Source organism: Brevibacillus brevis (assembly GCF_022026395.1).
Classification (GTDB): domain Bacteria; phylum Bacillota; class Bacilli; order Brevibacillales; family Brevibacillaceae; genus Brevibacillus.
In genome coordinates this window covers 1,285,901-1,307,308 of the sequence record NZ_CP041767.1, presented here as the reverse complement: position 1 = coordinate 1,307,308, position 21,408 = coordinate 1,285,901, and the positions used below count along the sequence as shown (strand labels likewise).

Below are 21,408 nucleotides of genomic sequence, written 5' to 3'. Positions count from 1 at the left end.
CTTTTTTTGTGAGAAACGTCCCCACTTTGCGGGAAGTTAGTTGATAACGTCACCTTCGAAAGTGATATCTCCATCGCTAGCGTCAGCGGAGAAATCATACAGGTTATCGTCATCCTCATCGACAATTTCACCGTCAATATCTGCATCTTCGAACTCATCCCAAATATCTTCCACTACTTTTTCCACGAGTTCTTCGAAATCAGATTCATCCAGATCCTCATATTCATCTTCGAATTCTTCACGGTCAACTTGGATTTCTACATCGATATCATCTTCGTCGCCACTCAGAGAGATCTTCCACTCGATATCTTTGTAGTCATCGTAGTAGTTATTCAGATCGTCTTCCAGATCGTCCAGATCGTCATCGTCTTTGCTACTGTTATTCTTCTTGCTGTTTTTCAAATCAGAGATCTCTTTGTTCAGGCTATCGATGGTGTTTTGCAGACTTCTGATTTGAGCATCACGTGCAGCTAACTCGTTTGCGTGTTGGGAGTTAGGCAAGTCTTTTACTGTGATGGTGTACTTCGCGCCATCCCATGCTACATCCTTGCTGAATACGCCAGCCATCATGCGAAGTGGAATGTACGTGGTTCCGTTTACGATGAATGGTTCGATTGTTGTTGGAACAGCTGCACCGTTATAGATAACTTTAATGTTGTTGTACTTAGCTTGCAGATTCTTCGTTCCAGTAGCCGCTTGAGAGCTCGTCGGAATAAGTGTGGTAGACAGAATCAACGCTGAGGCAATCGCCAGATATTGCTTCTTGAACATAGAAAATCCTCCATTCTCCCGGTTGTCTGTTTCTTTCGTGTCACTATGTACATCTCTTACTTTACCTATCGTTCGTGTCGAGAGTATGTCAACAATTGATTTTTTCCTTTCCAATTTGAGGGGTTTTCTATGACCAAAAGGACCAAAACAACCAATATGACCGTATCATTTTCAATTTTCCACACCATTTATACAATGCAAAAGAGAGGGATAAAGCGCTTTCAATTCTTGGAGGAGGAGTGATTCGATGCGGATCAACTTTAAAAATCTGACCGTACAGGTCGTTATAGCCATCATCCTCGGTATTTTAGTTGGTCATTTTGCACCCAAATTCGGCGCAGAGCTGAAGGTGTTGGCCGATATTTTTGTCAAACTGATCAAAATGGTCATTCCACCGATTGTCTTCTTCACCGTGGTGAATGGAATCGCCAGTATGGGAGACATGAAAAAGGTCGGTAAGATCGGCGGCAAAGCGCTGCTCTATTTTGAAATCGTTACCACAATCGCATTGGCCATCGGACTGCTCGTGGTCAACCTGATCAAGCCTGGGGTAGGCTTTGACAAAACGGGACTGACCAGCGGGGACGTTTCCAAGTACACGGAGGCTGCTGCTCAGAGTAACAACGGTTTTATCGATTTTATTGTGAAGATTATCCCGGAAAATGTCGTCGGGGCGATGGCAAATGGCGAGCTGTTGCCTATTCTGTTCTTCGCTGTCCTGTTTGGTCTCTCACTCACTGCCATGGGGCAAGCGTCCCAGCCTGTCATCAAGCTGTTTGACAAGCTGACACACGGATTTTTTGGTGTCGTCAATATGATCATGAAGGTCTCGCCAGTAGCTGCATTTGGCGCGATGGCGTACACGATTGGGAAATTCGGCATCGGGTCGCTGACCAGACTGGGCCTTTTGATGACGGCTGTCTACATCACAATGTTTTTGTTCATTATTCTCGTCCTGGGCGGGATCGCGCGCTACTACAAATTCAGCATCTTCTCGTTTATCAAATACATTCGGGAGGAAATCCTGCTCGTGCTCGGAACATCCTCCTCAGAGTCCGCTCTTCCAAGAATGATGGATCGGCTGGAGAAGTACGGCTGCTCCAAATCCGTTGTCGGTCTGGTCGTACCGACGGGCTACTCGTTTAACCTGGATGGCACCTCTATTTATTTATCTATGGCTGCCATTTTTATCGCCCAAGCATATGGCATCGAGCTCAGCTTTTGGGAACAGGTCACTCTTTTAGGAATTCTGATGATTACGTCAAAAGGGGCTGCCGGTGTCACAGGTTCTGGTTTCATTACACTCGCCGCTACCTTGGCAGCCTTCCCTGTCATTCCGGTCGAAGGCATTGCCCTCTTGCTCGGCGTCGATCGATTCATGTCAGAAGCTCGTGCCATCACGAATCTGATCGGAAATGGCGTAGCTGCCGTGGTCATAGCCAAGCATGAAAATGAGTTCCATCCGGGACGCGTCCAGCAAACAGATGAAACTGCCACCGAGACGGACAACGAGTCAGAGGCAAAACCGATTATGGCCTAGTCCAGATAAAAAAGAGGTTCTCCTATTCCCGAGAGAACCTCTTTTTGCTTTAGTCATTTGGCCATGTTTTACGAAGCTCCACCTCAAATTGGCGCAGGTGATTAATTCGCTTCTGTGCTGCCTGATACTCCTCCTGCCAGCCCTCTTTCTCGCGCTCTCTGATCAGCTCCGCCTTTTTCTCCAACTCCCTTACCTCATTGCGCAATGCGATCACGATGTCCAATAGCTCATCCATCTCCATGGACCGCATGTCTTGAATAAAGACCCATTCCGCTTCTGTTAATCGATACTGTTTGTTCGCCATGTTTCATCATCCTTAAAATAACCTCTTTCGAAGCCGGCTCATGGAGGAGCGACTTCGCTTTAGAGGAAAGTTGATATTCCTGTACGTTTATAAGTGTGTCATTTTTTAATAAAAATGTTTCATTTCAGAGAAAAATCATGTCATTTCGTGTATAATAGTTGTTGTAGGTATGAATGTCGACAATAGTCCGCACAACAGGGGGGATTATTACTAAAATATCACCGGAATGGATATAATTCCAAATAATTATTGACGACTTGTTGCTCACTGGGAAAAAAGAGCCGATATCTATGCCAATACAGTGTCTTGCGTGAAGGAGGATCTTACATGTTCTCGATTAGAGAATCCGATTTGCCAGGGATCGGCAGGAAGTACCAGGTCGAAACCAGAAGTGGCGACAAGCTGGTTATCGTCATTCACGATGATGGCCGCCGGGAAATGTATCACTTTGACCGTGATGATATAGACGAAACAATCTCCATGGTTACCCTTGACGATGATGAGGCGAGACAAATTGCTGCCATCGTAGGCGGTTTGACGTATAAACCATCTGCACTGGAAACAGTCGAGGTTGCGTTAGACAAACTCATGATCGAATGGTACAAGATTGAATCGAACGCTCCTGCCATTGGCAAGACGATTGGGGAGCTCAACATTCGTCAAGAAACTGGCGCTACTATCATCGCCGTTATCGAAAAAGACCATAATCAAACGATTAATCCCGGCCCCGAGTATGTCCTTTGTACAGGATCTACGTTGGTCGTTGCAGGTGAACGGAAGCAGGTGAAGGCTCTCAAGACTATTCTCAGCAACGGAGGTGAGTGATATTGGAGCACATCGTTTTTGAAGTCGGTCTTGCCCTCGCACTCATAGCAATGGCGGGGTTCCTCTCCATGAAGTTAAAATTCTCCATCGTACCCTTCTACATTCTCGTCGGGATGATCGTGGGTCCACACGCTCCCGACATCGGCTTGTTTGATCTCCGCTTTATTGAAAGCGCCCCGCTCATCGAATTTATGGGCAGAATTGGCGTACTCTTCCTGTTGTTTTACCTCGGACTTGAATTTTCAGTAGGCCGCCTGATCAAGGCTGGTCGATCTATTGCCGTTGGCGGTACCATTTACATTGTCATCAACTTTACCCTCGGCCTCTTGTTTGGTTGGGCTGCTGGATTTCCACTCAAAGAAGTTTTGATTATCGCAGGCATTACCACTATTTCCTCCAGTGCCATTGTGGCAAAAGTACTGGTGGATCTCAAACGTACAGCAAATCGCGAAACAGAGATGATCTTGGGGATCATCATGTTCGAAGACATATTCTTGGCCGTCTATATCTCAATCGTATCTGGCTTGGTGTTAAGCGGTGCAACTTCCCTTGCTGGCGTCCTCTCATCCGCATTGATTGCACTTGGCTACATGCTCCTCCTCATTATCGTAGGCCGCAAGCTCGTTCCTTTCCTGAATCGGGCATTGAACATCAAATCAAACGAAGTGTTTATGATTACGGTGTTTGCCGCTCTGTTTCTGATTGCGGGTTTTTCCGAAACGATCCATGTTGCCGAAGCCATCGGAGCACTGCTCGTAGGTCTCGTTTTGGCAGAAACACAACACATGAAGCGCATCGAGCATCTCATCCTGCCATTTCGTGACTTCTTCGGAGCCATGTTCTTCTTCAGCTTCGGTTTGACAATTGATCCATTGTCATTAGGTGGAGCCGTATGGTTGTCCATTGGTGCCGTCGCCCTCACCCTTTTCGGTAACGTCGTCGCCGGACTTTTGGCTGGGCGAAGTGCCGGATTGCCTCCGAAGGCTTCTACCAATATTGGACTGACCATCGTATCTCGCGGTGAGTTCTCCATCATCATGGCTAATCTCGGAAAAGCGGGCGCACTCATGGAAATTTTGCAACCATTTGCGGCTCTTTACGTTTTGATTCTCGCCATTTTAGGACCATTGCTAACCAAGGAATCCAAGCATATATACAAGCTGCTCAATGCTGTATTTCGTCTGGATCGAAAGACATCCGTCAAGGAACCAGCAAACAAAGCAGACGCTGGATAATAGGAAAGACATGACTACCGACAGCAGATATGACTGCTGTCGGTTTTCTATTTGATCGCAGACAACATGTTTTCCATGATTTCTTCACTCATCGGGCCGATGTATTTGTTCTGGACTACGCCGTTCGAATCAATAATGTAGCTGGTCGGAATCGAAATGGCTTTGTATACATTCGCTACTTCTTTATCGGGATCGAGCAAGATCGGAAAGGTGATGCCATACAACTTCACGAAATCCGCCACCACTTCCGGGCTCGTCTCCGTATCGGTCAGATTGACCCCGAGAATAACAACGCCTTTTTCTTTGTTCTCTTCGTAGTAACGCTGCATGTCCGGCATTTCTGCGCGGCAAGGAGGACACCACGTCGCCCATAGATTGAGAATGACTTTTTTCCCCCGGAAATCGGACAGCTTGACTGTACCGCCACCTATCTGCTGCAGTTCAAAATCCGGGGCGGTATTTCCTTTTTCTATTCCAATCTGCCCGTTGCCTTGCTCGCCAGATGAAGCGATGGGTTCCTGCCTGTTCAAGATTTCCGCATCAAAAATACCCCATCCCAAAAGCCCCAAGAGTACGAGAATCGCCCAAACATTATGATGCTTCTTCATCAGTCGTTCCCCCTATCGGCTTCACTCGTCTGGACAAAAAGAGCAGCAAGAGAGCGAATGCATAGTACATGAGCTGATCGCCAGAAAGTCCTGCAAACACAGCTTCTCGATTCGGAATAAAAAAGTGCACATAGACTTGGCTAATGGCAAACCACATCACGGGTGCAAGCCAAGCCGCCAGATGAATGAGTCCTTCCTTTGCCCGATGCAGCCACCAAAGAAAGAGGACGCATATGACGACCTGCTGTAGGTGATACCACATGCTGCTCTGTTCCAACAGGACCGTGAGCAGTTGGTAAACACCAGTTGCAGCAAGAAAACCTGTCGCCATTCCCAAGGCAACGAAATGAACAAGAATCGCTTTTTTGCGTACCGTCTTGGTGAGGTAGACGACAACTGCCACGACTGCCAGGATGGCTCCGGTTTCTCCCCCGGAAAAATAAAGAATCGATGAGGGATTCTCCACTGCCTTCGAAAAATGAAACAGGACGTAGCTGAACTTCCAAACGAGAAATGCCAGCAACAGTGCATTACTCAACAGCTCAATAACCGCTGATTTCATTTCTCTGCTATGTTTAAGCTGAGCGGATATAGCCACAAAGCCGAGCGAAAGTGAAACAATGACCGCCAGCATGCTCATTTTCAACAAAAAGGGGCCCATTTGAAAAGCATCCGACATTTTCGTTTCCTCCTTTAGGAAAATGGCTTACTCTGAGAAGACAAGTATTCAAACAACTATCACCATATCAGGAAATGGGGAATAAAGGAATGCTCACGAATATTTTTACTTTGCAGGAGCGCTATGCCCTTGCTTTTTCTACGCGAACGGAGCATCCACAAGTACGCGTATATCGCGATGAATCGGTCCCGGACATGTATAGCCATAATTATACAGAACTGATGTCGGTTCCCACTCAAGACTGGATACAAGCTTACATCGAGCAAGAGCTACAACATGCCAAAGAGCAGCAGCTCGGCCACTTGAAGCTGGAACTGCACCCGTCGCTACCTTTTTCAGAAGAGTTAGTGTCTTTTGCTTCCCAGCTTGGGTTTGAAGTAAATACGATGCTGTACATGCTTGCTCCACTGGATGTTGCCGATAAACTGGCTCCGAATCCACAATGCTCCGTTTTACGAGGGGATTCAACTGACATCATGGAAGCAGGAATACGCTGCCTTACTGCTTATGATTCCGTTATGATCAATCCTGATTTTGCTGTACGTAAAGCGAACCGGAAAAGAGAAATTTATAAAAAAGGCGAGATCATTCCGTATGTGTGCTTTGTCGATCAGGAGCCAGTCGGTGCATGTGAATGGCATCTTTACAACGAGCTCGTTCGTATGGAGGAATTTTTTATACTGGATGCCTGGCAACGTAGAGGATTCGGCACGGAAATCATTCGGGTCATGATGCAGGACGCCAAAAAGCTCGGCGCCACCCATATGTACTTGACGACCTATGCAGATGATACGCCGCAGGAAATGTACAGAAAGCTCGGCTTTGAAGTGGTCGGGAGGCATTTGGAAATGATCTGGCGAAAGAAGTAGAAAAAAGCTCCCACCAAGTCGCTTAGTGGGAGCCATCCAATTTTTGCGTTGATCTACTCTCTTGTCATGGTAAGCAGTGCTGCGGCCTCCCGATCTCTTCGGTCGATTTCGCCATTTTTGGTCCACTGTAAAAAGCGGTCGTCCAAAAGCTCTGCCAAGATTGCCCGTCTATCCGCCTCGCTTGCCGCCAGCGAGAGTACTTGTCTTCTCATGCTGCCGAGAAAAAGCGTGTAGTCCTCGTATTCTGGTCCCACCCATTCTTCGAGCTGACGGCGCATTTTCTTTGCCAGACCCGGGTTGTTCCCACCCGTAGAGATAGCAATCTGCAGGTCTCCACGTACAACGACAGATGGAACGGTAAAGGAACAGAGGTCTGGGCGATCAACGATATTGATCCACTGATGCGGACGGCACGCTTCGTATACAGCCAGATTGACGGTGGGATCACTCGTCGCCGCGATGATGAGAACCACCTGCTCTACGTCCTGTGGGGTAAAGGGGCGCTGTGCTACCATCAGCTTCCTAGCATGTGCCCACTCAAGGATGGTTGCCGTACAGGAGGGACTCACAACGGTGACATCTGCACCAGCAGCAAGCAGACTGCCGATTTTCCGCTCGGCTACCTGCCCGCCACCGACCACCAGGCAACGCTTGTTTTGTAGATTGACCATCATGGCATAGTGCGTCATCAGCGTTTCCCCCCTCGTTTTCCTATTATTGCACTTGCCCCATTCCAAGCGTAGCTTCAAACCAGTTGATTTTCTCACGCATTTTCACGACATCACCGACCAGAATGATAGCTGGATTCGTGATGTGACTGTTTTGGGCCAAACGTTCCTCAATATCAACCAGGGTACCCGTTACCACTGCTTGCTGCGGGAGTGTTCCCCAAGAGATGACAGCGACTGGCGTATGTGGATCGCGTCCGTGCTTGATTAATTGGGTGCGGATCAACGGCAGATTGGCTACTCCCATGTAAAAGGCAACCGTGTCGATGCCATTTGCGAGAGCACTCCATTTTTCTACCGCCAGCTCCGGCTTGTCTTCGCGTAAATGTCCCGTCACGACAGCGAATGAAGAGCCGTGATCGCGGTGTGTCACCGGAATACCCGCGTACGCCGAGGCTGCAATTCCAGCTGTTACTCCCGGGACGATTTCAAAGGCAATTCCACGCTCAGCCAAATGCTGCGCTTCTTCTCCCGCTCGACCAAACACACAAGGATCGCCGCCTTTTAGCCGTACGACGACTTTTCCTTCCAACGCTTTTTCCGCTAACAGCTCGTTAATCGATTCCTGTCTCATCGTGTGATGATCCGGCAGCTTGCCGCAGTAGATGCGTTCTGCCGTCTGTGGCGCGTACTCCAGCAGGGCTGGATTTGCCAGACGATCATACACAACCACCTCTGCCTTTTGCAGGCATTCCATTCCTTTTACAGTAATCAGCTTTGGATCGCCAGGGCCAGCTCCTACGAGATAGACTTTCCCCGCGCCGCTCATCGGTCACTTACCCCTGCTGATGCAAATGTCGCCATCTCACGAACCATCCGTGTCGCCGCTTCCACGATTGGAAACGCCAATGTTGCTCCGCTTCCTTCGCCCAGTCGCAATTTCAGGCTGAGCAGTGGCTCCTTGCCTAATGCTTGCAGGACAAAATCATGCCCCGGCTCCTCAGAACGGTGACCCGCTATCAAGTAATCAGCAACGAGTGGCTCCATTCGAACAGCAAGCAAAGCCGCTACCGTAGCGATAAAGCCGTCCAGCAGCACAGGGACACGGCGAGAGGCTGCTCCCATGATCGCACCAGCCATTGCTCCGATTTCCAGTCCGCCGACTTTTGCCAAAACGTCCAACGGATTAGTTGCATCCGGGCGATGCAGGGCAAGTGCTTCACGAACAACTGCCTTTTTACGCTGCCAGCCCGCGTCATCCAGCCCTGTTCCTCGTCCGACGATTTGCTCAGGATCAGCTCCGGTTAATGCTGACAGGATCACACTGCTGGCTGTCGTGTTGCCAATGCCCACTTCACCGACGATCAGGACTTTGGCGCCTTCCCCGATCATCGCTTCCGCCATCTCGAGGCCAACTGCGATGGAGCGCTGCGCTTCGTCTGCGGTCATTGCTGGTTCTTTCAGCATATTGCCCGAGCCTGCTCTGATTCGCTTGTTGTAAACACCCGGTGCTTCGACCTCGACCGCTACACCGACATCGACGATTTTTTGAATGGCTCCGATTTGTCTGGCAAAGACGTTGACTCCAGCTCCGCCATGAACCATATTCAGCACCATCTGCGCTGTCACTTCCTGCGGATAGGCAGAGACACCTTCCCGTGCCACACCGTGATCGGCCGCAAAAACAAGCACGCCCGGCGGTGTTACAACAGGCATCGTCTCACCTGTCATCCCAGCCAGCTCAATAGCCAATTGCTCCAGGCGTCCAAGGCTGCCAAGCGGCTTGGTCAACTGATCCACATGCTGTCTCGTTTGCTCACTTGCTTCCTGATTTCGTGGCTCAATCGCCGGATAAATGACTGCCATTATATTTGCACCTCTTTTTCTTGAAAAGCCTTCATGTACTCTTCGATCGTATCCAACCTCACATGGCGACGAACAGTATCCGCCAACAGATCGTACCCCTGCTCTCGTAGAGCGACAAAAGATGGGCGATCCGTAATGGGGGAGAGTCCTTTTTGCTCACGGATGGCATTCAGCAACAGCGTGCGGAAGTGGTCATTGTGGAACAGCCCATGAAAATACGTACCGATCAACTGCCGCTCCTCCTGACAATAGCCCTCCGTACGCCCCTCCATCTGGATAAAAGGAAAATCATTGCGCGAATAAGCGGATTGCCCCATGTGAATCTCGTAGCCTTCCACCGTCAGCTTTTCCTTCGCAAATACTGCTTCCCCACGGGACAAAACGGTCGTTTTCTTCTGCTCCATCGTCGTGATCATCGGGATGAGACCCAGCCCATCAAGCTGCTGCAACGGAGACTCGACCCCAGCCGGATCATGAATGGCTTCTCCCAGCATTTGATAGCCGCCGCACAAACCGACGATATACGTCTTCCCTTTATGATGAAGGTCTTTGACCGCCGCAGCAAGACCCGTCTCTCGTAAGAAATGCATATCCTCGATTGTATTCTTGCTGCCCGGCAGGACAATCAGGTCAGGTTCCCCCAGCTCTTCCAAACGTGTCACAAAGCGCATCCGGCAATCCGGCTCTACAAAAAACGGGTCCACGTCTGTAAAGTTGGAAATTCGCGGGTAGCGCAAAACCGCAATGTCAATCTCCCGCGGCGTCTCACGCTGACCTTGATAACGGTGCAAAATCAGCGAATCCTCTGCATCGATCCACAAGTCTGGAATAAATGGCACGACACCAAGAACAGGCTTGCCCGTATATTCTTCGAACCAGTCGAGTCCCGGCTGCAAAAGTGTCAAATCACCGCGAAAACGATTGATGATGACGCCGATCACACGATCCCGGTCTTCGGGTTCAAGCAATTGAAGAGTACCGACCAAGCTGGCAAACACACCCCCGCGCTCGATGTCTGCCACCAAAATGACGGGCGCGTTCGTGAGACGAGCGACTCGCATATTGACGAGCTCGCGGTCATTCAGATTGACCTCTGCCGGACTGCCAGCCCCTTCAATGACGATCCGCTCATAGGAACTGGCGAGTCGCTGATACGCTTCCTCAATGATCCGCAAGCCCTCGTCATAAAATTCCGTTCGATAGGCAAAAGCTTTCATGTTGCCGTATGGCTCGCCGTTGACGACAATTTGCGATTCAGAATCTCGTGTCGGCTTGATCAAAATGGGGTTCATGTCAGTCGTCGCCAGAATTCCCGCTGCCTCTGCCTGAACGCCCTGCGCCCGTCCGATTTCTTTTCCATCCAGCGTCACGTAGGAATTCAGGGCCATATTTTGCGATTTGAACGGAGCTGTCTTGTAGCCATCTTGGGCAAAAATACGGCAAAGCGCTGTTGCAATCGCACTTTTTCCTGCATCCGAGCTGGTACCTTGCACCATCAACGGGAGGGATTTAGGCACGAGCGGCCACCTCCGCGCATCGGTTCAGCCAACGCTCAACCAGTTTGGGGTTGGAGCCGAAATGCAAGTGAGTATAGCCTGCGACCAGATTATCTTGGGCATAGCCCTCCGGCTTCGTACCGCGAAGCCCTTTCGTCTCATATGCTGCTGGCAGCTCTTGATCCGAAGCATACGTAGAGTAGTGAAATTCATGCCCTTTTGCCTGTTCTTCGGTACCGAGCAAGAAATTGCCTTCCTTGCCGCGCACTTCCCGATAGCCAAGCGCTGCGAGCTTTTTCTGCATGGTCACCTTGCCTGAGATGAGCCCCACCATTGGATAGCTGTCGCCATCGGTCGTGACGATTGCCTCTGTCAAAAACATGTAACCGCCGCACTCAGCCAAGGTAGGCAAGCCTTTTGTGATCGCAGATCGGATCGATTGTTTCACCGCTTCATTTTGCGATAGCTCTGCTGCAAATTCCTCCGGGAAGCCTCCCCCGATGTACAAGCCATCCGCATCCTCAGGCACTCCCTCACCGGCCAGTGGGGAAAAGAACGCGAGCTTCGCGCCATATGCTTCGAGCAGCTCCAAATTTTCCGGATAGTAAAAATGAAAAGCAGGGTCCTTCGCTACAGCAATGGTGACATTGGCAGACGCTTCTCGCGGAGCAAACAACGTAGGTTTGGCTTGCAGCGGCTCTGCCTTTGCCAACTCCCAGATTTGCTCCAAATCGACTGTCTCCGCAATCAGATCAGCCAGCTTTTCAAACAAGGGAGTCAACTCTCCACGTTCGACAGATGGCACCAACCCGAGATGACGTTCCGGTATTTCCAGCTCGTTCTCCCGTTTCAGGTAGCCCACGACCGGAATCCCGCACTCCTGCTCGATCGCTGCCTTCACGATTTTGTGATGCCCTTCACTGCCGACCTTGTTCGCGATGACACCGACGATTCTCGCCTGTGGATTGAGCAGTTGAAAGCCTTTGACAATCGCAGCCGCACTACGCGCCATGCTCTGACAATTGACCACCAGCAGAACCGGAGAGCCAGTCAGAATGCTAATTTCTGCGGTGCTGCCTTTATCGCTGGTTGCTTCCTTGCCATCGTACATGCCCATGACACCCTCGATAATCGAGATGTCTGCACCCTCGCTGCCGCGGACAAAAATCTCCTTCACGATCTCGTGCTCTAGCATAAAGCTGTCCAAATTTCGCGAGGCTCTGCCGGTCACAGCCGTATGATACGTAGGATCGATATAGTCAGGACCACACTTGAAGCCCTGAACGGTATGCCCTTTTCTTTTCAGAGCAGCCATCAGTCCGATGGTAACGGTTGTCTTGCCCGCTCCGCTGCCTGTTCCGGCAATCACAATACGGCGGCTGTCCGTCATGCGCGCTCCTCCTCGTGATAGGGAATCAATCCGACCGAAATGGTAGTGTTACCCGACTTCTTCTTGGTCAAAACGAGTTCGCCTACTCCAGCGTACAGCTTCGCGGCAGGCTCACTCACTCCGTACGCTCCCGTGAACTTGAAGACGGTATCAGACGGATCGCTGATTTCGACCTTGTTTAATTCTTCAGGCGAATACCAGACGAACGGCCAGCCGTATTTTTCGCAAACAGCGATGAGACCCGCTTCATCCTTTTTCAGCTCGATGGTCGCCAGTGCTTTTACACTTTTGATCGAAAATTGCAGTTCATCCAGCGTTTCCTTGATGACAGCCTCGATCTCCTCTGCGGAGGTTCCCCGGTTGCAGCCCATCCCGAGCACGATTACCTTCGGACGATAAAGGACGCCATTATCCAAAATCGATTGTTCCTCCGGTGTGAGCAGGCGATGAGAAACGACTAGAGCAGCTTGCGGCTGATCGGCTTTGGCCTCAGCGATTGTCGCGTATTCCTTGATGGACGGTGGCATTGGGGTGTCATGCATCCACCAGTCGCGTTCACCGGATTCATTGATGACGGCTACACGCTCCTCGTTAACAACGGAAGCACTGACAGGAGTCAGCTTATCAGCGGAATCCCACTCCCAGCCAAAACGTCTACCGAATAGATCGACGGGAATAGTCTTTTGTACATCCGATGCTGTCGTGATAATCGGACGAGCACCCATGACTGCCGCTACCTCGCGAGCCAGCTCATTGGCACCGCCCAAATGGCCGGACAGCACACTGATGACATTCTCCCCACGGTCATCGACGACGACGACACCCGGGTCTTTCTTTTTGTCTTCGAGCAAAGGTGCGATCATCCGAATAACCGCACCCAGTGAAATAATGATGATCAAACCTTTATAAGCAGGCCAGAGAGCGGGAAACAGCATCCGTACACTGTTGGTAAACAGCTGGATGCCGCGCGCTTCCTCATCTCCGCGTTCGAACTTGCTCATGTAGTACAGGTCTGTCCCAGGAAATTTCTGTGCCAGATCTCGGGCCATCTCTACCCCGTGCTTCGTGATCGCGACAATGGCATAGTCTCCGCGCTGCTCGATAACAGGGATTTCTCCCTCGATCAGTTCGATGATCTTCATTATTCCTTCACACCTTTTCTGAACCCGTGTGTAAAGGTTTTATCGTACAGCTTGGAACGGTATTGCTCGCTCTTGTCGTGGATGTTCGGGTCCAATGCCCAGCCAGCCAAAATCATCGCGTGCTTGCGAATGCCGTTTTTGCCCATGTCTTCGTCCAAATTTTTCAGCGTGGTGCGAACGATCAATTGATCCGGCCAGCTTGCACGTTGTACGACTGCTACTGGCGTATCCTCGCTCCAGCCTGCATCGACCAGCTCGCGGACTACTTTTTTCGTCAACGTCGCGCTAAGGTACAGAGCCAACGTGCAATGATGCTCAGCGAGCGCACGCAGCTTTTCTCTTTCAGGCACTGGTGTGCGACCCTCCGCACGGGTAAGGATGATCGTTTGTGTCAGATCAGGAATCGTCAGCTCGGCTCCTACTGCTGCCGCTGCCGCAAATACGGAGCTCACACCTGGAACGATTTCTACCTCGATGCCTTTTTCTTTTAACAGGGCGATCTGTTCCATGATCGCACCATAAATGGACGGATCACCTGTATGCAGACGTACAACTGTTTTTCCGCTACTAATCCGTTCTACCAATTGTTCTACCATTTCTTCCAATGCCATCCCCGAGCTTTGCAGTACTTCTGCATTCGGATTGCCGAGCGCAACCAAATCCTCGTTCACGAGAGAGTCGGTATACATAATGACGTCTGCCTTTTGCAGCAGCTTTAAGCCTTTTACCGTAATCAATTCGGGGTCACCAGGACCCGCTCCCACTATGTACAGTTTCATTACTTTTTCACCACCATCAGTGTAAGATAGCTGAGCTCTGCCCGCTCCAGTTCACGCATATCGGTCCAAACCATTTCCTCGGAGGAAGTGACCTTGGTCGCTACTGCTGCCTTTTCAGCCAGCCCCATTTCTTTCAGCAAGCCAATGATCATTGGCAGTACTTTTGCTACCTTCAAGAATACGACGGTATCGTGGTTCTCCAGCGCTTTGCGCATGGCTTCCTTGTCTTCTGTTGCCGGGATGATGCCGATCTGCTCGTCGCCATCCGCCAGCGGCAGATTGAAGCGGGACGCAGCTCCCAAAAACGAAGAGACGCCTGGTACGGTTACGATTGGCACTTCCGGGTGCTCCTCATGCATAACGCGCATCATGTGGATGAACGTGCTGTAAAACATCGGATCGCCTTCTGTTACAAAAGCGACGTCTTTGCCTTCAGACAGACGCTCCCAGACGATCTCTACTGTGTTGTTCCATTCACGCTCCAAAATTTCTTTGTCCCGCGTCATCGGGAATACGAGTCCGAGCATTTCCTTGTCTGGAGACTGCACATACAGCTCTGCGATTTGATGCGCGTAGCTTTTGCTGCCCATCCGTTTTTTCGGGTACGCAACCACTGGTGATTGCTGTAATAGACGAAATGCCTTGACGGTAATCAATTCAGGGTCGCCGGGACCTACTCCCAGTCCGTACAATGTTCCGATCTTGGTCACTTGCTGTCTCCTCCTAGTTCTTCTGCCTGCTTGGCCCAGGCCGTAATGATGTAGATCGGATTCAATGCTTCAAAGCGCGTCAGGGACAAAATCGGCTTGCTGCGCGATAGCTGTGCCAGTGTCACCGATGTCTCGAATCCTTCCTGCGCGAATGCTTGTGTCGCTTCGTACAATGTCTCAATAGTCGCCGCGTTCACCACAATCCGGCCTTTCGGACGCAGTCGTGTGCAGCAGATATTCAACAGCTCTCGCAATTCTCCGCCACTGCCGCCAATAAATACGGCATCCGGGTCCGGGAACTCATCCAAGCCATGTGGGGCACGAGCGTTAATCACTGTCAAATCCGTGCGAAACTTCGCCATGTTCTGGCGGCAGTTTTCCAGATCATCCACGTTCTTCTCTACGCCGTACACTGCACCCTCACGCGCAATCCGTGCCGCTTCAATGGCGACAGAGCCTGTGCAGGTGCCGATGTCCCAGACGATACTTTTCGCATGCAATTGCAGCTGCGCGATGCTTAAAATGCGCACTTCTTTTTTCGTAATGAGTCCCTTGTCCGGCTTGCGCTGGGAAAACTCCTCGTCTGCAATTCCAAACGGCCATACCGGGCTTGGACGGCGTTTTTTCAAAATCACGACATTCAGATCAGAAAAGATACCATCTGCCATTTCCTCAAGGGAATACCAGCCTGTCCGCTCTTCCGCACTGCCCAGATTCTCCGCCACGAACGCATCGTACTCGGTCATCTGAAACGAAAGGAGGTACTTGGCGATCGCTGCTGGCGAGTTCTCCCGATCCGTCAACAGTGCGACCTTATCCTTCCCGTCTATCCGCTGTGCCAGACCTTTGATACTACGTCCGTGCACACTAGCCAATGTCGCATCCTGCCATGCTTCGCCCATTTTGGCAAAAGCGAGCTGGATGGAGCTGAGGTGCGGGTAGATCTCCACGTTCAGCTTTTTGGAAAGCAAGCCGCCAATCCCGTAAAAGAGCGGGTCGCCTGACGCCAGAATGACCGTCTTGCGCGTCTCGGTGCGTAGCTCTTCTACCATCGCGGTCAGTCCGCCCTTTAGTACACGCTTTTCCCCTGTATACTCCGGGAAAAAACTGAGGTGTCGCTCTCCTCCAACCAACAGTTCACTTTCTTCTATCCAAGTCCGGTACAACGGCAGCAGGCTCTGCTGTCCATCATCCCCGATTCCAATTACTTTCATCGCCTGTGTCATTGATCGTCACCCTTCCCAACAGGGACCCTTTCATTGTGATGATGATGGTTTCGACCTCGATGCCGCCGCCCACTTCTTTTAATGCAGCGCGACAGCAGTTTTCGCACATGATCTCGAAAAAGGCGGGCGTGTCCACCATCATATCGCCTACCTGCGAAGCGGTGTTGGCTCCCAAAATTTCGTCAATACGCTCCTGAGAAGCTCCTGCATCTGCCGCCATTTGGGCGAGGAAGCCGAAATCGACGGGTGCGCTTTTGGAATGAACCATCATGACGCCTTGCGCTACCTTGGAAAACTTGCCCATCATCCCGACCAAGGTCACTTTGCGCATACCCTTGTTTTTGCACTGCTTGAGAGAAAAGCCGACGAAATCGCCCATTTCTACGAATGCTTCTTCCGACAGCTCTGGATAAGTAGCGACCCCGTAGGATTCACTCTTTCCGCCCGTCGACAGCACAATATGATCGCAGCCGGCTTCCTTGGCGACGTTGACCGCTTGCGCCACACTCGCCTTGTAGGCAGAAGTGGAAAACGGCACCACGATTCCACGCGTCCCCAAAATGGAGATGCCGCCGAGTATGCCGAGTCGTCCATTCAATGTTTTTTTGGCGATTTCCTCGCCTGCAGGCACAGAGATGACGATTTTGATCCCGCGCTGGGTCCCGTACTCATCCAGCACTGCCTGCGCGGTTTCCCTGATCATTTTGCGCGGGACGGGATTGATCGCTGCCTCGCCAATCGGAACGGGCAACCCTGGTTTGGTCACCCGTCCCACGCCGAGTCCGCCATCCAAAATAATGCCAGGCTGATCCGACCATTCCACAGTAGAGAGGATAAGGGCACCGTGTGTCGCGTCCGGATCGTCTCCCCCGTCCTTGATCGTGCTTGCTGTCGCCCTCTCCAAGGAAAACTCACAGCTCTCCAACTGAAAGGTGACATCCTCGCCGATTGGCAGGCGAATCGTCGCTTGGCTCTGCTCTTCCTGAGTAATCAGCGCGATCAAAGCAGCCTTGGTCGTCGCCGTTGCACATGATCCAGTCGTATATCCGTGGCGGAGGGGTTTTGCCTCTTTTTCGTCCGTTGCTGCTTTGGCTGCCATCTGCTTAGCCCAACCGTTCCGCCATGATCGAAATGGCATTCAATGCTGCTACCGTTACTGGACTTCCACCTTTGCGTCCCATGTTCGTAATGAACGGGATATCGAGCTTCGCCAGCTCTTCCTTGGATTCTGCCGCAGATACGAAGCCAACTGGCATCCCGATGACCAGACCTGGCTTTGCTTCGCCTTCCTTCACCATGCGGATCAGCTCCAGGAGTGCAGTCGGTGCGTTTCCGATGCAAAAGATTCCGCCATCCGCTTCCTTGATCGCTTTGCGCATGGAAATGATCGCACGGGTCGTGTTCAGACGCTTCGCCTCTTCCATTACATCGCGGTCGGAGATGTACACCTTCACTTGTCCGCCGAATTTTTCAATGCGGTTTTTGCTGATGCCGACTTGCACCATCTGTACATCTGCTACGACGATTTTGCCGCTGCGGATCGCTTCGATTCCCGACTTTACTGCGTCCGGGTGGAAAACAAGGCTGCGTCCGAGGTCAAAGTCTGCGGATGCGTGGATGACACGTTGTACTACCGGATATTGTTCTTCTGTAAAAGAATGCTCGCCCAACTCATCTGTAATGATTTGAAAGCTCAAGTCCTCAATCTCTTGCGGTTGTACGGTCATCGGTTTAAATTCCGTTTTGAAATCCATGGTTAGTTTCCTCCAGTCACTTGTTTGAGTTCGCCCAGCACGCTGGCGTAATCCGAAAACTTCGTTCCATAATCGATCTTTGGACGACCGATGACGATGGTTTCGATGCCCATTTCCAGTGCCGCTTCCACCTTTTCATCAAAAGCGCCTACCTTGCCGCTCTCTTTGGTGATCATCAGCGTGACACCATAATGATCGTAGAGCGCTTTGTTCAGATCCTTGGAAAAAGGACCTTGCATCGCGACAATGTTTTTTTGCTCGACACCCAGCTCTTCGCATTTCTGCATATTGTCAAGACGCGGCAGCATGCGTGCTACCAAGGTCGTGTCAGGCAAGCCCAGAAGCCGATCCGTGAACGTTTTCAGCGTCTTGCTGCCCGTCGTCAGCATGATGACGCCCCGCTTTTCTGCCGCCAGCTCAGCCGCCTGGACGTAGTCTTCTACCACAATCAGCTTCTCACTGCCCGGTGAGGAGATGCTTTCCCGCTCGTAACGAATGTAGGGAACTCCTGCGCCCTGTGCTCCTGCCATGGCGTTTTTGGAGGCTTCCTCTGCGAAGGGATGACTCGCGTCGATCACGCATTGGACGGCTCTGTCTTGGATCAGCTGCTGAATATCGTCTGCAGTCAGTCGTCCGACCTGAACAGGCACGCCTGCCTCCTCCATACTTTTCGCAGCATTGTCCGTGACGACCGTCGTCAACAGCTCGTAGCCCTTGTCCTTGATTTGCAGAGCCAACTCGCGCGCGTCGCTCGTTCCAGCCAGTACCAGAATCATGCTGTCTCCCTCCTACTTGGTAACGTGGTCGTGCTTGTGCTTGTGATCGTGGTCGTGGTCATGGTCGTGATCGTGGTCGTGATGATGATGGTGGTGGTGACCATGGTGATGATGATGTCCATGCTCGTCATCGTGGTGGTGATGGTGATGGTCGATGTGCTCCATCGCTGCGAGCCTGTACTGACAGGTATCACAGTTCAGCTTCACTTCACCGTGCAACGCTTCCTCCACACGATCCTTGAGCACTTCCTTCAACAACGGATGGAAGCCAAAATACTCGGCCATTTCGAACTGGGCTTCTGGATATTGCTCGCGGAACTTCTCCAGCTGGTCGCTCATCCGTTTGATCAACACACCCGTGAATAGGAAGTACGGCAAGAGAACGATGCGCTTCGCCCCCAGCTTCAAGCAACGCTCCACGCCCTCATCGTACAACGGATATGTCACGCCCATGAAGGCGGTCTCTACCCACTTGGCTTTATAGCGCTCCCAGAACAGTCGGGACATTTTGTAAATATCGCTATTGGCATCTGCATCGCTGCTACCGCGTCCGATTACAAGTACAGCCAGGTCATCGTGGTCTTCTCCGGAGGCAAAGCCTGCCTCTTCCATGCGAGCGGTCAAAATATTGATGACTTCGTCGTGAATGCCGATCGGGCGTCCATAGATGAATTGAACGTGTGGGTGCAGCTCCTTCGCCTCGTCGATGGCAGCAGGAATATGAATTTTTGCATGTCCGGCAGAGAACAGGATGATTGGAATCACCGCCACGCGGGTTGCCCCCCGCGCCACGCAGGTATTCAAGCCTTGCAGCATGTCAGGACGGGCAAACTCCAGAAAGCACGTCTCGATTATCGGTACATCCAAATCCGGTGTTAGCGTCGCCACAAACTGTCGAATCTCTTCATTGCCTTCCGGGTCTTTGCTTCCATGACCTACAAATAATACTGCGTCCATTTTATGTCCCCCTCGTTTTTACATGTGTTCTTGCATTAATCTCCGCATGCAGCATTCTCGATTTCAGCTTTTGCTGGCTCGTACCATGCAAAGCCCTCCAGCTCACCTACACGTTGGAAAAACTTGTGGAACCGCTCATTCGGAAATGCTTCTTTTTTGAATCGGTTCACGATTCGCTCCACGAGTGGAACAATCTCTTCTTTTTCGATGCCTTCTGCTACCGGAATACCGGAGTGTGCATTGCGTCCAACCGTTTTGGCTCCCAGGAATAAATCGAACTTTCCTTTGCGGAATACGATTCCGATATCCTCTTGAACCGCGCCGTAGCACGCCATCCCGCAGCCGTTGAAGCCGATCTTCAGTTCCTTCGGCATTTCTTTTCCACCCAGCTTTTGATGCAGTTCGTCGGCATAAGGGATGCTGTCTTTTTTCTCGCCGTCGCAGAAATCACACGCCTTTACCTGCAAAACATCTCCGATCGGACTGAGAATCAACCCAAGCTCTCGCAAGCGGCTAGTAATGCTTTCAGGGTTGGCAGTCGGCACGCGCAAAATCATTTGGTGGTGTGGGGTGTATTCGATCTCGCCTTTTTCGCCAGCCACTTCGGCAATCGCCATCATTTGCAGCGGCGTGATTTTTTTGTTGGCAACGCCCGGACTTACCGCGCATTCGAAAATCATCTCCGGCGTAAAGGTAGATACCGGACGGTGGACTTGGCCTGCAGCTGGCTTGGTTTCAATACCTTTCGCCGCATTGATAGCCGTCAACGCCTCCATGGCCCATGCGAATGGAGCTTTTGGTGCGGCTTCTTCTGTTACAGGAGGCGCTTCCAGTACTGCCGTGCTTGTTGCTGCACGATTTGCTGGTTCTGTAGCCGTTACGCTGTCCTCAGTCACAGCTACTGGTCTTTCTTCCTTCGATGTTGCTGGTGCTGCCGGAGCTGACGCTAGGCTCTCCTCGGTGGCCTCGAGCGACCAAGGCTCATTTTCTACACGCAGACGCTGATGCGGCTTCAGTGGCTGCTCATCGGCAGACAGCGTATATTTGCGCTGATAACCGCGCGGCGTAATCATTTTGCCGTCGTATACAAACGTCGATGTATTTCCGATAATCACGGTGGTCAACATGCCGATATCATGCTCCAGCATTTGTGCCAGTGTCGTCACGACAACCGTTTCACGTTCGCGATAAGCACTTTTCACGATACCGACCGGCGTATCTGGTGAGCGGTACTGCAAAAGAATGCGTTGCGCTTCGACGATCTGGCGTGTGCGTCGTCCGCTGCGCGGGTTGTACAACGCGATCACAAAGTCAGCCATCCCTGCTGCGTCAATTCGTTTGGCAATCAGTTCCCACGGCGTCAAGTGATCGCTCAGACTGATCGTACATGCATCGTGCATGATAGGCGCACCGAGGATCGCTCCACAGGAATTGATCGCCGAGATGCCCGGTACGATTTCGATGGGTACGCCGGTAGCTTCTGTCCAGCCTTTTTCCACCAACACCTCGTATACGAGACCTGCCATCCCGTAAACTCCTGAGTCTCCACTGGAAATGACCGCTACCTTTTTGCCTTCCTCTTCCGCCTGACGCACGGCTTCTCGTGCACGCGCCACTTCTTCCGTCATCCCTGTGCTGACGATTTGCTGATTCGTCAAAAGTCCGCGGATCAAGTCTACGTAGGTGGAATAGCCGATAATGACATCGGACTCCTGCAGGGCTTCCCGCGCCCGCTTGGTGATATGCTCAAAACTTCCTGGACCAAACCCGATCACAAACAATTTGCCGCTCATAAGGCCCCTCCCCTTTTCGC

Annotated in this window: 22 protein-coding genes; 4 read left to right on the top strand and 18 right to left on the bottom strand. The window is 51.4% G+C overall.

Annotated features, from left to right (window positions below; all coding sequences use genetic code 11):
* Positions 1–36: 36 nt before the first annotated feature.
* Positions 37–771, bottom strand: coding sequence for a stalk domain-containing protein (locus FO446_RS06745; RefSeq protein ID WP_173608952.1), 735 nt, complete (start codon positions 769–771; stop codon positions 37–39).
* Between the two features lie 247 nt (positions 772–1,018).
* Here FO446_RS06745 and FO446_RS06740 point away from each other — a divergent pair, with 247 nt between their 5' ends.
* Positions 1,019–2,311, top strand: a complete 1,293-nt coding sequence (locus FO446_RS06740; RefSeq protein ID WP_237900159.1) for a dicarboxylate/amino acid:cation symporter — start codon at positions 1,019–1,021, stop codon at positions 2,309–2,311.
* 49 nt (positions 2,312–2,360) lie between these two features.
* Here the strand turns inward: FO446_RS06740 and FO446_RS06735 are convergent, their stop codons facing one another.
* Positions 2,361–2,615 (bottom strand): hypothetical protein, encoded by a 255-nt coding sequence (locus FO446_RS06735; RefSeq protein ID WP_173608954.1) that lies wholly within the window; start codon positions 2,613–2,615, stop codon positions 2,361–2,363.
* A gap of 327 nt (positions 2,616–2,942) precedes the next feature.
* On the opposite strand from FO446_RS06735, the gene FO446_RS06730 reads away from it, so the two are divergent.
* A complete protein-coding gene (locus tag FO446_RS06730; RefSeq protein WP_173608955.1) occupies positions 2,943–3,440 on the top strand; it encodes a cation:proton antiporter regulatory subunit in 498 nt (165 codons plus the stop codon).
* Positions 3,441–3,442: 2 nt separating this feature from the next.
* Positions 3,443–4,675 (top strand): cation:proton antiporter, encoded by a 1,233-nt coding sequence (locus FO446_RS06725; protein WP_232773630.1) that lies wholly within the window; start codon positions 3,443–3,445, stop codon positions 4,673–4,675.
* A gap of 47 nt (positions 4,676–4,722) precedes the next feature.
* Here the strand turns inward: FO446_RS06725 and FO446_RS06720 are convergent, their stop codons facing one another.
* Together FO446_RS06720 and FO446_RS06715 are read right to left on the bottom strand one after the other, a co-directional pair.
* Complete coding sequence (locus tag FO446_RS06720) at positions 4,723–5,283, bottom strand: peroxiredoxin family protein (RefSeq protein WP_221867509.1); 561 nt, start codon at positions 5,281–5,283, stop codon at positions 4,723–4,725.
* Positions 5,267–5,962, bottom strand: coding sequence for a hypothetical protein (locus tag FO446_RS06715; protein ID WP_237900157.1), 696 nt, complete (start codon positions 5,960–5,962; stop codon positions 5,267–5,269). The genes FO446_RS06720 and FO446_RS06715 overlap by 17 nt, the downstream gene beginning before the upstream one ends.
* An 89-nt stretch (positions 5,963–6,051) precedes the next feature.
* Between FO446_RS06715 and FO446_RS06710 the strand changes: the two genes are divergently transcribed.
* A complete protein-coding gene (locus tag FO446_RS06710; protein ID WP_237900155.1) occupies positions 6,052–6,831 on the top strand; it encodes a GNAT family N-acetyltransferase in 780 nt (259 codons plus the stop codon).
* Positions 6,832–6,884: 53 nt separating this feature from the next.
* Here FO446_RS06710 and FO446_RS06705 read toward each other — a convergent pair whose 3' ends face one another.
* Genes FO446_RS06705 through cobJ form a run of 14 tightly spaced genes read right to left on the bottom strand, consistent with a single transcriptional unit; the run spans position 6,885 to position 21,388 of the window.
* A complete protein-coding gene (locus FO446_RS06705; protein ID WP_237900153.1) occupies positions 6,885–7,520 on the bottom strand; it encodes a precorrin-2 dehydrogenase/sirohydrochlorin ferrochelatase family protein in 636 nt (211 codons plus the stop codon).
* Positions 7,521–7,545: 25 nt separating this feature from the next.
* Positions 7,546–8,328 carry a uroporphyrinogen-III C-methyltransferase gene (gene cobA / locus FO446_RS06700; protein ID WP_237900151.1) on the bottom strand — a complete coding sequence of 261 codons (783 nt, stop codon included), beginning with the start codon at positions 8,326–8,328 and terminating at the stop codon, positions 7,546–7,548.
* Positions 8,325–9,365 (bottom strand): nicotinate-nucleotide--dimethylbenzimidazole phosphoribosyltransferase, encoded by a 1,041-nt coding sequence (cobT, locus tag FO446_RS06695; protein WP_237900149.1) that lies wholly within the window; start codon positions 9,363–9,365, stop codon positions 8,325–8,327. The genes cobA and cobT overlap by 4 nt, the downstream gene beginning before the upstream one ends.
* Positions 9,365–10,882, bottom strand: coding sequence for a cobyric acid synthase (locus tag FO446_RS06690; protein WP_173608963.1), 1,518 nt, complete (start codon positions 10,880–10,882; stop codon positions 9,365–9,367). The genes cobT and FO446_RS06690 overlap by 1 nt, the downstream gene beginning before the upstream one ends.
* Positions 10,875–12,251 (bottom strand): cobyrinic acid a,c-diamide synthase CobB, encoded by a 1,377-nt coding sequence (locus FO446_RS06685; protein ID WP_237900147.1) that lies wholly within the window; start codon positions 12,249–12,251, stop codon positions 10,875–10,877. Before FO446_RS06685 ends, FO446_RS06690 begins: the two co-directional genes overlap by 8 nt.
* A complete protein-coding gene (locus FO446_RS06680) occupies positions 12,248–13,393 on the bottom strand; it encodes a cobalt-precorrin 5A hydrolase (protein WP_237900146.1) in 1,146 nt (381 codons plus the stop codon). Before FO446_RS06680 ends, FO446_RS06685 begins: the two co-directional genes overlap by 4 nt.
* Positions 13,393–14,172: a precorrin-4 C(11)-methyltransferase gene (cobM, locus tag FO446_RS06675; protein ID WP_173608966.1), complete on the bottom strand. Its 780-nt coding sequence runs from the start codon at positions 14,170–14,172 to the stop codon at positions 13,393–13,395. The genes FO446_RS06680 and cobM overlap by 1 nt, the downstream gene beginning before the upstream one ends.
* On the bottom strand, positions 14,172–14,882 hold the full coding sequence (gene cobI / locus FO446_RS06670; protein WP_047070510.1) for a precorrin-2 C(20)-methyltransferase: 711 nt from the start codon (positions 14,880–14,882) through the stop codon (positions 14,172–14,174). The genes cobM and cobI overlap by 1 nt, the downstream gene beginning before the upstream one ends.
* Positions 14,879–16,108, bottom strand: coding sequence for a precorrin-6y C5,15-methyltransferase (decarboxylating) subunit CbiE (gene cbiE, locus FO446_RS06665; RefSeq protein ID WP_173608968.1), 1,230 nt, complete (start codon positions 16,106–16,108; stop codon positions 14,879–14,881). Before cbiE ends, cobI begins: the two co-directional genes overlap by 4 nt.
* Positions 16,071–17,207 carry a cobalt-precorrin-5B (C(1))-methyltransferase gene (locus FO446_RS06660; RefSeq protein WP_173609145.1) on the bottom strand — a complete coding sequence of 379 codons (1,137 nt, stop codon included), beginning with the start codon at positions 17,205–17,207 and terminating at the stop codon, positions 16,071–16,073. Before FO446_RS06660 ends, cbiE begins: the two co-directional genes overlap by 38 nt.
* 4 nt (positions 17,208–17,211) lie before the next feature.
* Positions 17,212–17,862, bottom strand: a complete 651-nt coding sequence (locus FO446_RS06655) for a precorrin-8X methylmutase (protein ID WP_106655678.1) — start codon at positions 17,860–17,862, stop codon at positions 17,212–17,214.
* Between the two features lie 2 nt (positions 17,863–17,864).
* Positions 17,865–18,638: a precorrin-6A reductase gene (cobK, locus tag FO446_RS06650; protein ID WP_173608969.1), complete on the bottom strand. Its 774-nt coding sequence runs from the start codon at positions 18,636–18,638 to the stop codon at positions 17,865–17,867.
* A 12-nt stretch (positions 18,639–18,650) separates the two neighbouring features.
* The gene (locus FO446_RS06645; RefSeq protein WP_232773627.1) at positions 18,651–19,595 is read right to left on the bottom strand and encodes a sirohydrochlorin chelatase; all 945 of its coding nucleotides are present in this window, start codon (positions 19,593–19,595) and stop codon (positions 18,651–18,653) included.
* A 35-nt stretch (positions 19,596–19,630) separates the two neighbouring features.
* Positions 19,631–21,388 (bottom strand): precorrin-3B C(17)-methyltransferase, encoded by a 1,758-nt coding sequence (gene cobJ / locus FO446_RS06640; protein WP_173608971.1) that lies wholly within the window; start codon positions 21,386–21,388, stop codon positions 19,631–19,633.
* Positions 21,389–21,408: the final 20 nt, after the last annotated feature.